Genomic DNA, 15,438 nt, shown 5'->3' with positions numbered 1-15,438 from the left:
GGGTGTGGGTGAACCACTTCAACTACCATCGGCCTCACACCGCCTGCGGTGATCAGCCCCCAGCCTCACGCACCCCGGCCCGCGTCAACAACGTCACGCCCTCCTACAACTAGAGGCTCATGGACAATTGCGGTTTATAAATCTGTTGCCCATTACAAAATAAACGATCGAACACACCTTTTCTGTTGACGACTGAGGATATACTGAATCGACGAACCTGCGACAGCGCAGGGTCATCTCTTACGGAAGAGGTAACTTGACGTGATCAGCACATTTCAGAAAATTCAAGGAGTTGGGCTGTTCTGCGATGCACAAAACGGTGCAAATTTACCACTAGAGCGTTTGACCTTAATTTACGGCGAAAATGCCCGTGGAAAGTCAACACTTTCGGCTATACTCGCATCAGCTAGTGCCCAGGATCCATCAATTCTGACCGAACGAACAACCATCGATTCAAACACCGATCCATATGTATTAATTTCTCAAAAAAACGGAGACAATTTAAAATTCGAAAAGGGCGCCTGGGTGGGAGATGCGAGTGATTTGCGGGTGTTCGATTCCGAGTTTATTAAGCGAAATGTTCACTCTGGCCATGAGGTGAATTCGGATAACAGAAAAAATTTGCTTGTATTCGCGCTTGGAGAAAAAGCTGTAGAAGCCGAAGCACGGGAGCGGCGCGCCACCCAGATGGCTAAAGACCTGCGTGTCAACCTGGACCTCGCGGTCCAGAGGCTTCTAGTAAAGTCCGAGGGTATGAGCGAGGACGAGTTTACATCCCTGCATGCGGTCGATAATATAGAGGCTGAAATTGCAGCTGCGGAAACCGCCGTAAAAGCAGCAGTCTCGAGGAGAGCAATACTAAATCAGCCAATGCCCCTAACTCCCGGAGCTCCTGAACTCTCCTTGGATTGCATATTCGGGGTTCTGCATGAAACCCTTGAAACAGCGCATGCCGCAGCTGAAAAGTTGGTTTTCGAACATTTTCATCTTGAATCGACGCCCGGATTCGAGGAATGGGTTTCGGAGGGGCAGAAATTTAGTGATAGCGAGAGTTGCCCCTATTGCGGCCAGGGGATCACGGACCGCTCATTAATCGACAGCTATAAACTGTATTTCAACGAAGCATACCGAAACCTGAAACAACGAGTGACAAATGCGATTAAGGTAGTCGGCGATGCCACCCACCCCAAGGTCCGTGACGCTCTATGTGAAATGATTGACAACGCTGAAAAAGCAACGCGAATTTGGCAGGAAAGTGGCGTGATAGTTCAATTGCCTGGGGTGAGCGATCAAGTCGCCATGAAAGCAGACCTGGCGAATGTGCGCAGTAAACTTCTCGCATTACTTGAAGCAAAGCGTTCCAATTTAGAGAGTGACGGTTGCAGTGCGGAAATGGAAAGTGAAATTCGCGAGAGCTGGGGTCGTTATTGGGACGAGATTGCGAAAGAGCGCTCCGTTGTTACCAAAACTCTCAAAGCAATCGATGACTTCAAGACTGGTCTAAAATCAGCGGATGTCGAAGCGGAACAGCGCAGGCTTCACAAGCTGCGTCTATCCAAGCTTCGCCACAGCGATGACGTGGTTGCCGAGGTGGCAGAAATCGCTCGTTTGCGTAGGGAATATTCTGCGGCGGATGCGGCACGAACAAATGCGCGCCAAGATCTCAAGGCTCGTATGGATGAGACCCTGGCGGAGTTTGGCGATGAGATTAATAAATATCTCGAACTGCAGTTCGCTTCATTCAGAGTTGACAAAATTTCGACGAACTTCAAAGGTGGTTCACCTCGGACTGAATATGGAATCCTTCTTAGGGAGCGAGCGGTCGATCTGTCTGGCTCGAAGAAGTCTTTTAGTACAGCTCTCAGCGAGAGTGACAAGCGGGCTATGGCTTTCGCGTTCTTCCTGGCCTCAACAGTCTCTGATCCAGACTTGCATCATCGAGTCGTGGCCGTGGACGACCCCATGAGCAGCTTTGATCGGAACCGCCGGTCCACAACCATAAAACTGTTGCGAGATCTAGTTCCCCGGTGCGCTCAGCTAATTGTAATTGCGCATGATCCGCATTTCCTTTCAGAGATTGATAGCGGTTGGGGTGACCGAAAAATTCTCGACTGGAGCAATCAGAAAGTGAAAATCGAGCGCTCCCATCTTAAGCTCGTACCAAAGGTTCTTGAATCCAGCGCGGAGCCGTACACGGAGTTCGAAAAATGCGATCTTTTGCGGGAGTGTGAATCAAAGTACGCCAAAAACTACCGCATAGTTTCGGAATTTGTGGCGGATCCTGCCGGTGACGAGCTCTCCGCAGCGGCTGCGGTGCGACCACTTTTGGAGGGCTTTCTTCATCGTCGATACCCTAATTTACTGCCTGCGAATTGTATGTTCGGCAGAGCCATTACCGAGATTGAGAAAGCGAGCGACCCCTCGCCGCTCACAGGCGCACAAAGTTTGGTTCCGAAGATGCGCCGCATTGCTTTCTTTGGAGGCGATCCACACCACGATACCCACCCAGATGCCCCCTGGCAAGGGCTAAGTGTAACCGAGATTCATGGATATGCCCGGGAGGTCTTGTCCCTCATCCATGGTGACGAATGAGTAATCTCATGGCTGTGCCCAGATTTTGGGGTTCATCGTGTTGTTTACACGGGCCGAGGCTCATGAAGTTGGGGGCTGATCGCCGCAGGCGTTATGAGGTTAGTGGTAGTTTACGTAGGCCTCTCGCACCATGATGGCATCCTTGTGGACTTGTTCGCTGGTGTAAGGGGGTGTAGAGCACCTCAGCCGCCAAAAACCGGTTGTAGCGTTTCACCTTGCCGTTGTATCGAGGCGGGTAAGAATGGATTTTCTGGTGTCGGCGGCCTAGGTGTTGTGGGTCATGACGTTGTGGTCACTGGGGTGGGGATGAAGAAACGGGCCTCTTCTGGTCAGGATGGAGGTGTCTAGCAACCAACGTCGCCCAGCAGGAGACCCGTTTCATGACCCACGCCTACGCCCCACTGACCCCGGCCGGAAGGCGCTGCTTCGCTACCCGTGTCATCAGCGAGGGCAGACCCGTGGCCCACGTGGCCGCCGAAGCTGGTGTCGCCCGGTCTATTCTCACGAAATGGATGGCCCGCTACCACCACGGTGGCCCCCACGCGCTGGAAGACTACTCCAGCGCCCCGACCACCCGGCTGCCGGTGGAGGTATTCGAGCTGATCGATACCTGGCGGCGGGAGAACAAATGGTCCGCGCGCATGATCCCCCGCGAACTGGCCATCCAGGGCACACCTGCGCGGTCGGGACGGTCTCGCGCTGGTTGCACCGGCTGGGGATCTCCCGACGCAAAGACCTGGACCCCAGCGGGGAGAACAACCGCCACACGGCACCGATCACCGCGGCCTTCCCCGGGCACTTGATCCACCTGGATGTGAAGAAGCTCGGGAAGATCCCCGACGGTGGTGGCTGGTGGGTCCACGGACGCGATTCTGCGGCCGGGCGGGCCTCCAAACGCGGCCCCGGCCGGCGTGGGGGGTACACCTACCTGCACTCGGCCGTGGACGGTTTCTCCCGCCTGGCTTACACCGAGGCCCTCGATGATGAGAATGCAGCCACCACGATCGGGTTCTTCTGCCGCGCACGGGCGTTCTTCGTCGCCCACGGGGTCACCCGCATCCACCGGGTAGTCACCGACAACGGTGCCAACTACCGAGCCGAAGACTTCACCCGCACCGTGGAAGCACTGGCCAGCAGGCAACAGAGGATCCGTCCTTACACCCCGCGGCACAACGGCAAAGTCGAGCGTTACCAGCGGATCCTCGCCGAAGAGTGCCTCTACGCGAAGGTCTATGACAGTGAGCGCGCCCGCCGGGCAGCGATCGGGGTGTGGGTAAACCACTGCGACTATCATCGGCCCCACACCGCGTGTTCTGATCAGCCCCCGGCCATCAGAGTCCACACCCGTGTAGCCAACGTCATGACCTCATACACCTAGCTGGATGGTGCGGTCATGCAGATCTGCTTTGCGTGCAGCGCGGTAGTGGGTCGGCAGGGTGGGGCGATAGACACGGAACTTCGCGGCCACATGGACCTGGGTAACACGGTGGGAATAATGACGTTGCATCATGCGTGTTCGGGCGGGGACAGGGGCGCATAAACGTAGGTCATGAACGGGCTCTCCCAAGTAGGTGAGTGGTGTAGGAACTTTCATCCGGTTAGGAAGAACCCGTCCCTCTGTTCATCGCCACATCCGTGGCAAGAGCCTCATTCCCCCACTCTCTACGACCCGTCCCCGCGGCGCCTGATCCGGTGCATCGCGTAGCCCAGCAGGGAGGGGGCCTCCTCGGGCTGGCGGGCCTCGGCGTTGCGCAGCCGGTCCTCGCGCTTCTCCTGGTGGCGCTGCAGATGGTCCTCGTAGCGCTTCTGGTTCAGCCGCTGCTGCTGCTGTTCCGCGGCCTCGCCGCCCGGGTCCTCCGCCTCACGGGCCGGATGCCGCTCCGGGGCCACCCGGGTGAGCGGTGCGGTGCGCTCCTCGGCCTCGCGCTCGGCCACCACGCGGGGCAGCCGCCGCCGGACCGCCTCCCGCTCGGCGCGTTCGGCCAGGCGCCGCTGGGACTTGCTCTGCCGCCGCGGTTCCGCGTACCGCTCCCGGATCTGCTCGATCACGGGCAGCTCGTCCGTGGTCTCGTACGGCTCCTCGCCGTAGCTTGTGTCCCCGCGGTACGACGCCGCCCGCTCCCGGCCGCGCGCGGGCGGCACTGCGGCGTCGTCGTCCGTGTAGTGGGAGACGCGCGGGGCAGGCTCCGTGTCGTAGGAGTGCTCCTGCAGGGGGGTGACGCGCGGGACGGGGCCGGTGTCCACCACGACCTCCGCGGGGGTCTCCCAGCGGGTTGCGGCGAACACGCGGTGGCTGCGCCAACCACGGAACAGCTTCCACCCCAGGTGGGCGATGCCCAGCAGCAGCACCGTGGCGGGTTCGCCGTAGCCGGTGGAGTAGTAGACGGTGGCCACGAGCAGCGCCAGGATGCCCACCACGAGCGGCGCGAGAGCCACGGGGGACTGCACGGGCAGCAGCCCCAGCAGGTCGCGGCTGTAGCGGCTGTCGTGGTGGCGGCCGTGCAGGGCGTGCGCACGGATCTTCACGCCCGGTGGCGTGTGCTCGGTGAGTTTCAGGACCGTGACGGGCGGTTCGTCCGGATCGTCCGGGTTGAGCACCACCGTGCGGGAACGGCCGGCGGCCAGCGCGGCGCGCTGCGTAGCGGTGGCTCCCGCCAGCAGCAGGTAGCCGCCCATGGCGAGCAGGACGCACGGCACGAGCACCGCCAGCGCGAGCGTCACCACCCGCCACGCCCAGCCGACGTCACCCGCCGGGAAGTTGCGGAACTGCAGGGGCCCGTGGGTGAACCACAGCAGGCCGGCGCCCGCCACGAGCGCGCCCAGGCCGTTGAGCACCGCGTGGACGCGCAGGCGCGGCCAGCCGCGGGCCGAGCGCGCGGCCCAGCGTTGCTCGCGTGTGCGCATGGGTGCTCCTGGGATCCCGGGGACGTGGGGGTGGTCTCAGGGTAAGCGGTGCGGCGGACACGCACGAGGCGCCCCGCGCGGGATGCCGGGGGCGGGGTGCGCGGAGCTCGGAGGGCCGACTCGGACGTCGGGCCGGGACCTGGCGTGCGCACCCTAGGATCGGTGCGTGGCCCGCTTCCTCCTCGACGTCTCGCCCGTGCGCGAGATCCCCGCCTTCCGCCGGCTGTGGGCGGGCTCCACGCTGTCCATGCTGGGCAGCCAGTTCACGGTGATCGCCATCAGCCTGGAGGTCTTCGAGCTCACCCACTCCACGTTCGCGGTGGGGCTGGTGGGCGTGTTCGCGCTGGTGCCGCTGATCGTTGCCGGACTCTACGGCGGGTCCATCGGGGACGCCCACGACCGCCGGCTGGCCGGGCTGTGGACCACCGTGGGACTGTTCGCCATGACCGTGGCGCTCGCCGCTCACGCGTGGCTGGACGTCCGCAGCGTGGGGGTGCTCTACGCGATCGTGTCCCTGCACTCCTTCGCCCAGGGTCTGGGCCAGCCCGTGCGTGGCGCGATCGTCCCCCGCCTGGTGCCCGCCCGCCAGCTGCCCGCCGCCAACGCGCTGTTCCAGCTGACCATGGGCTCGTGCCTCATGGTGGGGCCGCTGCTCGGCGCGTTCACGGTGGCCGGTCTGGGCTTCGCGTGGGCGTACACGCTGGACGCCCTGAGCTTCGCGGTGAGCCTGTGGGCCATGTACAAGCTTCCGCCGCTGCCGCCCGAGCCCGGGGAGGGCGGTGCCACCAGGGCGGGGTTCCGTTCGGTGGTGGAGGGCTTCCGCTTCCTGGCCACCCGCCCGAACCTGCGCATGACCTTCCTGCTGGACATCGCCGCCATGGTGTTCGCGATGCCGCGCGTCCTGTTCCCCGTGCTCGGCGCGTCCGTGCTGGGCGGGGACCAGCTCACGGTGGGCCTGCTCACGGCGTCCCTCGCGGCGGGCTCAGTGATCGCGGGCGTGTTCTCAGGAACATTCATACGCATCAACCATCACGGCCGGGCCTGTGCCGCCGCCGTGGCGGGCTGGGCCGTGTGCATCATGGCGTTCGGCGCGGTGGTGCTGCTCGCCTCCCGGGGCACCGGTGCGGACACCGCCTGGCTCCTGGTGCTCGCCTGCGCGACCCTCGTGGCCGCCGGGGTCATGGACTCCGTGTCCATGCTCTTCCGCACCACCATCCTGCAGGCCGCCACCCCGGATGCCCTGCGCAGCCGGCTGCAGGGCATCTTCATCGTGGTGGTCGCCGGAGGACCCCGCCTGGGTGACGCCGTGCTGGGCGCCGGCGGTCAGCTGCTCGGCCCGGGGTGGGCCGCCCTCGGCGGAGCGGCCGTGTGCCTGGTCCTCGTGCTGCTGCTGGTGCGCGCGTTCCCCGGCTTCCTGCGCTACGACGCGCGCGACCCGCAGCCCTGATCCTCCCGGGTCCGCCCGGGGGACGACGCCGCCCGGGTCGCCCGAGCGGGGGCACCCGCCCCAAGAGATCCGCAGACGTCAGGGTCGACGGCGCACGGGTGCGTCGCCCCCGTGGGCACTGACCGTGGGCCCCGCCTACCCTGGAGCGGTGCCCTCATCCCCCGCGCAGCAGCCCCCGTCCGACGACGCCGCCCAGCCCGTCTCCGATGCTCCCGCACCAGCCCCTGGCGACCACGCAACACCGCCCCGGGCCGCGACCGCGCGGGGGAGTGGTCGGGGCACGCCGGGTGACCCCGCGGCGTCGGCACCCTCCCGCGCCCCGGGCCTGAACCGGCAGATCCTCGCGCTCGCCGTGCCAGCGTTCGGGGCGCTGATCGCGGAGCCGCTGTTCCTGCTCGCGGACTCGGCGATCATCGGGCACCTGGGCACTGCGGAGCTCGCGGGTGTGGGGATCGCCTCCACCCTGGTGCAGACCGTGGTGGGGCTCATGGTGTTCCTGGCCTACAGCACCACACCGGCGGTGGCGCGGCACCTCGGGGCCGGGCGGATGGCGGACGCCCTGCGCGGGGGCCGGGACGGACTGTGGACCGCCGCGGGCCTGGGCGTGGTGCTGGCGGCCGTGGGTGCTGCGGTGATGCGGCCCCTGCTGCGCGCGATGGGTGCGCAGGGGGAGGTGCTGGACCACGCGACGTCGTACGCTCTGTGGTCCCTGCCCGGCCTGGTGGCCATGCTGATCGTCCTCGCGGCGGTGGGGGTGCTGCGTGGGCTGCAGGACACCACCACCCCGCTGCTCGTCGCCGGTGTGGGTGCGGCCGTGAACGCCGGGCTGAACTTCGCCCTGGTCTACGGCGCGGACCTGGGGGTGGCCGGCGCGGCGATCGGCACCAGCATCACGCAGTGGGGCATGGCCCTGACCTACCTGGTGATGCTGGGGCGCCGGTTCCGCGTTGAGGGCGTGGCGGTGCGGACCAGCTGGGCCGGGATCCGGGGGCACCTGACGGTGGGCTCGTGGCTCATGCTGCGCACCCTGTCCCTGCGGGTGGCGATCCTCTCCACCGTGGTGGTGGCCACTGCGCAGGGCGCCGAGAACCTGGCCGCGTACCAGCTGACGATGACCATCTTCAACTTCCTGGCCTTCGCCCTGGACGCGCTCGCCATCGCCGCGCAGGCGCTGCTGGGCAAGGAGCTGGGCGCCCGGGACGTGAGCCGCCAGCAGGACCGGGACGCGGTGCGGCTGCTCATGCGGCGGCTGCTGCGCTGGGGGCTCGGCTTCGGCGTGGTCACCGGGCTGCTGGTGGGTGTGCTGGGCCCGCGGCTGGGGTTCCTGTTCACGGACTCGCAGGACGTGCAGGCACTGTTCGGCGTCTCCCTGCTGGTGGTCGCCGTGGGCCAGCCGGTCGCGGCGTTCGTGTTCGTGCTCGACGGCGTGCTGATCGGCGCCGGGGACGCCCGCTACCTGGCCCTGGCCGGGGTCGTGAACCTGGTGGTGTACCTCCCGCTGCTGTGGGCCGTGGCCCAGTGGGGCGGCACCGGAGCCGCCGGGGCGGTGTGGCTGTGGCTCGCGTACGCCGGTGGCTACACGGGTGCCCGTGCCGCCACCCTGGGCTGGCGCATCCGCGGTTCGCGCTGGATGCTCGCCATGGCGTGAGGGCAGGGCGGCACCGCAACGGACCCGCGGGAACGGCGGAGGGGGCTGGGAGGCGCCGCCGCGTGGAGGTGAGGCGGGGCAGAGTGCCGGGCCGAGCGGCGTCGTGCGCCGGGGCGGCCCACGAGCACCGGGACGAGGTGTGGTGGACCGTTCCGTTCCCAGCTCACGGGACTACTGTTAAGGCATGAACAAAGACGTTCGCAACACCTCGTCCACCGCTCCCGTCCTCGTGGGCATCGACGGATCGGAGATCGCCCTGCGGGCTCTCGACCGTGCGCTCGCGGAGGCCCGCGCCCGCAACGTGGGTGTGCGCCTGATCGGCGCGTTCCCCGTGGCCATCGTGGGGGAGCCCGAACTGGAGGCCCGCTACCGGGACGCCGTCAGCCAGGAGTGCGAGAACAACCTGCTGGCCGCCGTGGAGCACGCCCGGCAGCAGGATCCGGAGGTCCCGCTCGACACGGTCACCGCCGAGGGCGACGCCGCCCGCTCCGTGCTGCGCGCCGCCAAGGACTGCTCCCTGGTGGTCATGGGCAAGCGCGGCCGGGGAGGTGCCCTGCGCGGCCGCCTGGGCTCGGTCTCCAACGCGGTGGCCGCCCACAGCCCCGTTCCCGTGATCGTGGTCCCGCCCGGGGCGCAGCAGGACTCCTCGGACCAGGAGCAGGCCCGCTCCGAGGCGCAGGAGGCACAGGACGTCCAGCTCACCGAGCAGCAGGACAAGGCGCGCGTCCCCGCGTCCGAGACGGACTTCTCCGGGACCGTGGTGGTGGGCGTGGACGCCGCCGGGGACGAGAACCCCGCGGTGGCCCAGGCCATCGAGTACGCCACGTCCCACGGGCTGGGGCTCAGCCTGGTGACCGTGAACGGCGCGCTGTCCGGGACGCCCGAGTGGTTCCAGGACCAGTACAACCAGACCTACTACTTCGAGGAGTCCCTCAAGAAGCTCTCGGCGCTGGCGCGCAGCATCGCGGAGCGGGCACCGGGTGTGCAGGTCTCGGACTACGCGTTCCTGGGCCGGCCGGGGCGCGTGCTCGTGCAGGCCACCCGCACCGCGGACCTCGTGGTGGTGGGCTCCCGCGGGGTCGGCGGGTTCGCCGGCCTGCTCATGGGCTCCGTGTCCCAGGCCGTGCTGACCGGCGCCGCCGGACCCGTGATGGTGGTCCCCACCAAGCACTGAGCCCGCCCCGAACACCCCCATCCTCCAACCGAGACAAGCAGGTGCACAGACATGACACAGAACATCGTGGTGGCGTACGACGGCTCCGACCACAGTGAGCGCGCCCTGGACTGGGCGATCGCGGAGTCCCAGCAGCGGCAGCTGCCCGTGAAGATCGTGCTCTCCACGGGGCGCCAGACCGGGCTGGACCAGTCCCTCTACGGGGCCTTCGCGGAGGCACTGCAGGAGGAGTCGGAGAAGCTCGCCAAGCACGCCGTGGAGAAGGCGAGGACCGCGGGCGTCACCGCCCAGGGCATCATCGAGCGCGGCGACGCCGCCGGGGTCATCGTCTACGAGGCGCAGGACGCCGCCATGGTGGTCATGGGCAAGCGCGGCCACCACGGGGTGCGCGGCCGGGTGGGCTCGGTCTCCGCGGCCGTGGCCTCCCACGCCAAGGTCCCGGTGGTCATCCTCCCGGAGAGCTGGAACCCCGAGGAGCGCGAGTCCCGTCCCGAGGGTGAGAGCTTCGCGGGCTGCGTGGTGGTGGGCGTGGACAAGCTCGGCACCGAGAACTCCGCAGTGCCGCTGGCCGCCCGCTACGCCGCGGAGCACGGCCTCACGCTCGCGGTGGTCAGCGTGGTCCCCACCACCAGCTACCTGCCCATGAACTCCTACGAGCTGGACCGCGCCGTCCAGGAGCAGCTCAAGGCACCGGCCCAGGAGCTCACGGAGTCCGTGGCGCAGCAGCTGCGCGGAGACTTCCCGGACCTGCAGATCGTCACGCGCGTGCTGGACGGGCGCCCCGCAGACGCGCTCGTGGACGCCTCGCACACCGCGGACCTCATGGTCATGGGCACGCGCGGCTACGGCGGCTTCCGCGGTCTGCTCATGGGTTCCGTCTCCCAGGCTGTGCTGGCGGACGCGGACTCCCCGGTGATGGTGGTTCCCAGCGCACGCAGCTGACGCGCACGACGCCGCACGGCGGGCTCTCGCGGGCCGGTTCCCTGGACCAGGGGGCCGGCCCGCGGTCGTGTCCTGCGGGCGCCGCGCCGAGGGACTTTCCGATGTGGCCCGTGACACGACGCGCACGTAGCCTGGACGGCACGAAGCGGCGCACCGCGCCGGACGCCGAGCCCGGGAGGATCCCGTGACCACGTCGACGACCGCCCTGTTCCCTGCGAGGCGCGTGCTGCTCACGGCAGCACTGGGTGCCTCCCTCGTGGTGGGCTCCGCACTGCCCGCCCACGCCCTGGACGTTCCACCGCGGCCGGCCGAGGGCGCGGTCCAGGACCAGGCGGACCTGCTGACCACGCAGGAGGAGGCGGACCTCAACCGGTTGATCGGGGACAAGAACACGGACAACGAGTACATCCGCGCCGCGGTGCTCACGGTGAACGACACCCAGGGTGAGGACATCGAGGAGTTCTCCCGCAGGGTCGCCACGGACTGGGAAGTGGGCGAGGACGGCCGCAACAACGGGGTGCTCGTGGTCGCGGACATGGGCGGACGGGAGTTGCGCATCGAGGTCGCGGACGGAGCCCGCGAGGTGCTCTCGGACTCGGACGCCGAGAACATCATGGAGCAGGAGCTCGAGCCCGGGTTCCAGGACGAGGACTACGCCGGCGCGTTCACGAACACCGTCACGGAGGTCTACGACCAGGCGAACCCGCAGGCCGCCGCGGACCGGCAGGCCAAGAGCAACACCCTCGTGGCGGTGGTGCTCGGGGCGCTCGGGCTCGGTGGCGTGGTGACCGCCCTCCTCGTCTGGGGTCGCAGCCGCCGCACCAAGAAGATTCGTGAGCAGGCGGACCGGGAGATCGAGCAGTTCCAGCGAGAGCACCCGGAGGAGAACATCACGGACGGCATGCGCCGTGCCTACTACCGCTACCGTGAGCAGAACCGCAAGGCCCCCGGGCTCAACGACACACCCGGCACCGCCAAGGACAAGGACGGGGTGGAGCGCGAGGTCCAGTACGCGCCGTCGTTCCAGTCCTGGTTGCCGCTGTACGTGATGTACCCGTCCGTCTACAGCGGGATCTCCCACTCGTCCGGTTCCTCGGGATCGAACTACGGCGGGGGCGCGTCCACCTCGTTCGGCGGGGGCGGCGGCTTCACCGGCGGCGGGGCGTCCGGCAGCTTCTGAACGCGGCCTGTGTGGCCCGCCGGGGGACGACGCCGCTGCGTTGCCGCCCGCGGGGCGCGGGGACCCGGGCGGGTGCCAGGCGTCGTCGTGCTCCGTGGTGCTCGCACGGGACGGGAGGCACCGGGGTCGGAGGTGGCCGCGGGTGTGCTCAGACGGCGTCGAAGACGTTGAGGTAGCGCCGGATCCGTTCGTTGCCGGACGCGAAGAAGTCCTCCGGGGTGCCGTCGAACCCCACGCCGCCGTCCGCGAGGAACACGATGCGGTCCGCGACCCGGCGGGCGAAGCCGATGTTGTGGGTCACCACCACCAGGGAGCGGCGCTCGCGGGCCAGCTCCACCATGACCTTGATGACCTCGGCCTCCAGCTCGGGGTCCAGCGCGGAGGTGGGCTCGTCGAAGAGCAGGTAGTCCGGCTCCACGGCCAGGGCCCGGGCGATCGCCACGCGCTGCTGCTGTCCGCCCGAGAGGTTGTCCGGGTACTCGTCCAGCCGGTGCGCCATGCCCACCTTGTCCAGCAGCTCCTCGGCACGGACCCGGGCAGCAGCCCGGTCGGTCTTGCCGTTGAGCACCGGGGGCACGGCCACGTTGTCCCGCACGCTCTGGTGGGGGAACAGGTTGTACCCCTGGAACACCATGGCCGAGCGGCGGCGGATGGCGGAGACCTGCTTGCGGGTGAGCGTCCCGCCGAAGGTCACCGAGTCCCCGTTGATGCTCAGGCTCCCGGACTCGGGGATCTCCAGAAGGTTCATGGTGCGCAGCAGCGTGGACTTCCCGGACCCGGAGGGCCCCAGCACCACGGTGGTCTCACCGTCCCGCAGGGACAGCGAGATGTCCTTCAGCACCGGGGTGTCCCCGAAGCTCTTGGAGACGTCGCGCAGCTCAAGCATGGGGGCTCCTCACGTAGCGGTTGGACGCCCGCTCCAGGCGGGACTGCAGGAAGGACAGGACGGTGAAGATGGCCAGGTAGATCACGGCCACCTCCGTGTAGAGCGCGAGCGGCTGGAACGTGGTGGCCGCGATCTGGCGGCCCACCTGGAACACGTCCGCCAGGGTGATGACCATGACCAGGGACGTGCCCTTGACCAGGTCGATCAGGTCGTTGCCCAGCGGTGGCAGCGCGATCCGCAGCGCCTGGGGTGCGATCACGTGGCGGACGGTCTGCCACCCCGTGTAGTTCAGGGTCCGGGCGGCCTCGAGCTGGCCCCGCGGGATGGACTGCACGGAGGCCCGCAGGGTCTCCGCGGCGTAGGCGCCGGTGTTCAGCGTGAAGGCGATGATCGCGGACGTCCACGCGGAGAGCGTGATGCCTGCGGCGGGCAGCCCGTAGAAGATGATGAACAGCTGCACCAGGATCGGGGTGCCCCGGAACAGCCACACGTAGAAGCGGGAGACCCACTGCAACGGCAGGATCCGGCTCAGGCGCATGGTGGTGGCGAGCACCGCGACCACCAGGGCCAGCACGAAGGAGACGATGCTGAGTGGAATGGTCACCGTCACGGTGGCCGCCAGCAGCTGGGGCAGGGAGTCGGCCCATAGGCTCAGGAAATCTGTCATGGCTCCGGGGTGAGGTCGGTGGACACGTACTTCTCGTAGATCCGCTTCAGATCTCCGTTGTCCATGTGGGTGGTCAGGGACGCGTCCACGGCCGAGCGCAGCCGCGGCTGGTTCAGGGGCATGAGCACCGCGGACTCGGAGGGCTCGCCGAGCGCGCCCTCCAGGAGGCGGATCTCGGCGTCCGGGCGCTGGTCGAAGAAGGACTGGAAGGTCACGAAGTCGTTGCCGGTCATGTCCACGCGGCCGAAGGTCACCAGCATGACCGCCTCGTCGAAACCGGTCACGGGCACCAGCTGGGCGCCCTGCTGGGCCATGGTCTGGCCGAAGTTGGAGGTCTCCGTCTGGGCCGCGGTGTGCCCGGGCACCTGGTCCACGGAGGTCAGGGGGGAGTCCTTGGCGACTCCCACGCGTCCCTCGGACACCGCGTACGGGACGGAGAAGTCGAACTTCTCCTTGCGCTTGTCGGTCGGGGCGATGTTGTTGAGCACCAGGTCGTAGCGCCCGGCGTCCACCCCGGCGATCAGCGAGTCCCACTGGGTCTCCACGAACGTGGCCCGCACACCGAGGTCCCGGGCGATCAGCTCCGCGATCTCCTTCTCGAAGCCCACCAGAGCCCCGGAGCCGTCGTGGTAGCCGTAGGGGCGGAACGTCCCCTCCATGCCGATGCGCACCTCGCCGGCGTCCTGGATCCGCTGCAGGACGTCCTCGGTGGGCGCGGTGGCGGAACCGTCCGGAGCGCCGGACGGCGAGGAGCAGGCCGCGAGAACGGCGCTGAGCCCCACCAGTCCGGTGGCGCTGAGGACGGCCCGCCGGGTCGGTCGGTGCGGTGACATGGCGATCCCCGCGCTCAGGCGGCGTCGAGGGCCTGGGCGAGGTCCGCGAGCAGGTCCTCGACGTCCTCGATGCCCACGGCCACGCGCAGCAGGTTCTCGGTCAGGTGGGCGGTCTCCCGGTCCTCGGGGGAGTAGGCCCCGTGGGTCATGGAGGTGGGGAGGCAGATCAGGGACTCGATCCCGCCCAGGCTCACGGCGAAGCCGAAGATCTTCAGTGCGCCCAGGAACGCGCGGACGTCCTTGCCCGGCACGAGCTCGAACGAGAACAGGCCGCCGGGGCCGTCCGCCTGGCCCTCTTGGATCCGGGCCTCGGTGTCGTCGTACGAGCCCGGCACGAGAACACGCGCCACCTCGGGGCGCCCGCGCAGGAACTCCACGATCCTCCGGGCGTTCTCCTGCTGGCGGTCCAGGCGGATCCCCAGGGTCTTCACCGACTGGATCAGCCGGTACGAGTCGATGGGGGACAGCACCCCGCCCGAGATCATCTGGGCCAGGTGCACCTGCTCGGCCAAGGCGTCGTCGTTCGTGCTCACGACGCCGCCCAGCAGGTCCCCGTGCCCGCCCAGGTACTTGGTGGCGGACTGCACGGTGGCGTCCGCGCCCAGGTCCAGGGGACGCTGCAGGTAGGGCGTGAGGAAGGTGTTGTCCACGACCACCTGGGCGCCGTGGCGGTGGGCCAGCTCCACCACGCGGCGGATGTCGGTCACGCGCAGCGTGGGGTTGGTCGGGGTCTCCAGGAACACCATGCGGGTGCTCTCGTCGAAGTCCTCGTCCGTGAGCTGGTTGAGGTCGTCGTGGAAGTGGGTGGTCACACCGCGCTTGGGCAGCTCGATGGTGGCCCAGCGGTAGTTCCCGCCGTACACGGGCAGGCCCATGATGATCGAGTCACCGGAGTGCAGGGTCCCCAGCACGGCGCCCGTGGCCGCCATGCCGGTGGAGAACGCGAACGAGTGCCGTGCCCCCTCCAGAGCCGCCAGCGTGGTCTCGGCGTCGGTGCGGGTGGGGTTGGACCCGCGCTGGTACTCGAACGGCCCCTCCCCGCCCTCGGTGGGCTGCAGGAACGTGGACGCGGTGTGGATCGGGGGCACCACGGCGCCCAGGGCGACGTCGTGCAGCGCGTGGATGGTGCGAGTGGTGAAGCCTGCCAAGAGATCCTCCGTCGACG

The 15,438-nt window shown here is 67.6% G+C and carries 11 protein-coding genes and 2 pseudogenes; 8 read left to right on the top strand and 5 right to left on the bottom strand.

Going from position 1 to position 15,438, the window contains the following annotated elements; all coding sequences use genetic code 11:
- From HMPREF2833_RS12365 to HMPREF2833_RS07230, 3 genes and pseudogenes are all read left to right on the top strand, one after another.
- Positions 1-113 (top strand): annotated as a pseudogene (locus HMPREF2833_RS12365) (IS481 family transposase); the annotation flags it as partial.
- Positions 114-261: 148 nt separating this feature from the next.
- Complete coding sequence (locus HMPREF2833_RS12150; protein WP_128973349.1) at positions 262-2,592, top strand: AAA family ATPase; 2,331 nt, start codon at positions 262-264, stop codon at positions 2,590-2,592.
- Between the two features lie 380 nt (positions 2,593-2,972).
- A pseudogene (locus HMPREF2833_RS07230) lies at positions 2,973-3,970 on the top strand (IS481 family transposase).
- A gap of 284 nt (positions 3,971-4,254) precedes the next feature.
- Here the strand turns inward: HMPREF2833_RS07230 and HMPREF2833_RS07225 are convergent.
- Positions 4,255-5,496: a hypothetical protein gene (locus tag HMPREF2833_RS07225; RefSeq protein ID WP_070637180.1), complete on the bottom strand. Its 1,242-nt coding sequence runs from the start codon at positions 5,494-5,496 to the stop codon at positions 4,255-4,257.
- 166 nt (positions 5,497-5,662) lie between these two features.
- On the opposite strand from HMPREF2833_RS07225, the gene HMPREF2833_RS07220 reads away from it, so the two are divergent.
- The 5 genes from HMPREF2833_RS07220 to HMPREF2833_RS07200 all read left to right on the top strand — a co-directional run bounded on the left by HMPREF2833_RS07220 (position 5,663) and on the right by HMPREF2833_RS07200 (position 11,887).
- Positions 5,663-6,943: an MFS transporter gene (locus HMPREF2833_RS07220; RefSeq protein ID WP_070637178.1), complete on the top strand. Its 1,281-nt coding sequence runs from the start codon at positions 5,663-5,665 to the stop codon at positions 6,941-6,943.
- Positions 6,944-7,091: 148 nt separating this feature from the next.
- Complete coding sequence (locus HMPREF2833_RS07215) at positions 7,092-8,591, top strand: MATE family efflux transporter (RefSeq protein ID WP_246829093.1); 1,500 nt, start codon at positions 7,092-7,094, stop codon at positions 8,589-8,591.
- Positions 8,592-8,775: 184 nt separating this feature from the next.
- Positions 8,776-9,765 (top strand): universal stress protein, encoded by a 990-nt coding sequence (locus HMPREF2833_RS07210; protein ID WP_070637176.1) that lies wholly within the window; start codon positions 8,776-8,778, stop codon positions 9,763-9,765.
- 51 nt (positions 9,766-9,816) lie between these two features.
- Positions 9,817-10,707: a universal stress protein gene (locus HMPREF2833_RS07205; RefSeq protein ID WP_070637174.1), complete on the top strand. Its 891-nt coding sequence runs from the start codon at positions 9,817-9,819 to the stop codon at positions 10,705-10,707.
- Positions 10,708-10,891: 184 nt separating this feature from the next.
- Complete coding sequence (locus HMPREF2833_RS07200) at positions 10,892-11,887, top strand: TPM domain-containing protein (protein ID WP_070637172.1); 996 nt, start codon at positions 10,892-10,894, stop codon at positions 11,885-11,887.
- A gap of 148 nt (positions 11,888-12,035) precedes the next feature.
- Here the strand turns inward: HMPREF2833_RS07200 and HMPREF2833_RS07195 are convergent, their stop codons facing one another.
- Genes HMPREF2833_RS07195 through HMPREF2833_RS07180 form a run of 4 tightly spaced genes read right to left on the bottom strand, consistent with a single transcriptional unit; the run spans position 12,036 to position 15,421 of the window.
- Positions 12,036-12,773 carry an amino acid ABC transporter ATP-binding protein gene (locus HMPREF2833_RS07195; protein ID WP_070637170.1) on the bottom strand — a complete coding sequence of 246 codons (738 nt, stop codon included), beginning with the start codon at positions 12,771-12,773 and terminating at the stop codon, positions 12,036-12,038.
- Positions 12,766-13,440, bottom strand: a complete 675-nt coding sequence (locus HMPREF2833_RS07190) for an amino acid ABC transporter permease (RefSeq protein ID WP_019309736.1) — start codon at positions 13,438-13,440, stop codon at positions 12,766-12,768. The genes HMPREF2833_RS07195 and HMPREF2833_RS07190 overlap by 8 nt, the downstream gene beginning before the upstream one ends.
- Entirely contained in the window at positions 13,437-14,273 is an 837-nt protein-coding gene (locus tag HMPREF2833_RS07185) for an amino acid ABC transporter substrate-binding protein (protein WP_070637168.1), read from the bottom strand. The genes HMPREF2833_RS07190 and HMPREF2833_RS07185 overlap by 4 nt, the downstream gene beginning before the upstream one ends.
- A gap of 14 nt (positions 14,274-14,287) precedes the next feature.
- The gene (locus HMPREF2833_RS07180; RefSeq protein WP_070637166.1) at positions 14,288-15,421 is read right to left on the bottom strand and encodes a trans-sulfuration enzyme family protein; all 1,134 of its coding nucleotides are present in this window, start codon (positions 15,419-15,421) and stop codon (positions 14,288-14,290) included.
- Between the last annotated feature and the right edge of the window lie 17 nt (positions 15,422-15,438).

Source organism: Kocuria sp. HMSC066H03 (assembly GCF_001812045.1).
Classification (GTDB): Bacteria; Actinomycetota; Actinomycetes; order Actinomycetales; family Micrococcaceae; genus Kocuria; species Kocuria rhizophila.
Note: the sequence above shows the minus strand (reverse complement) of the source record. Positions and strands in the feature narration are given on the sequence as shown.

Bases quoted from the DNA above. Each gene is read 5' to 3' on its own strand.
- HMPREF2833_RS07225 (WP_070637180.1), bottom strand. From the start codon at position 5,496: ATGCGCACACGCGAGCAACGCTGGGCCGCGCGCTCGGCCCGCGGCTGG.
- HMPREF2833_RS07210 (WP_070637176.1), top strand. From the start codon at position 8,776: ATGAACAAAGACGTTCGCAACACCTCGTCCACCGCTCCCGTCCTCGTG.
- HMPREF2833_RS07205 (WP_070637174.1), top strand. From the start codon at position 9,817: ATGACACAGAACATCGTGGTGGCGTACGACGGCTCCGACCACAGTGAG.
- HMPREF2833_RS07195 (WP_070637170.1), bottom strand. From the start codon at position 12,773: ATGCTTGAGCTGCGCGACGTCTCCAAGAGCTTCGGGGACACCCCGGTG.
- HMPREF2833_RS07190 (WP_019309736.1), bottom strand. From the start codon at position 13,440: ATGACAGATTTCCTGAGCCTATGGGCCGACTCCCTGCCCCAGCTGCTG.
- HMPREF2833_RS07185 (WP_070637168.1), bottom strand. From the start codon at position 14,273: ATGTCACCGCACCGACCGACCCGGCGGGCCGTCCTCAGCGCCACCGGA.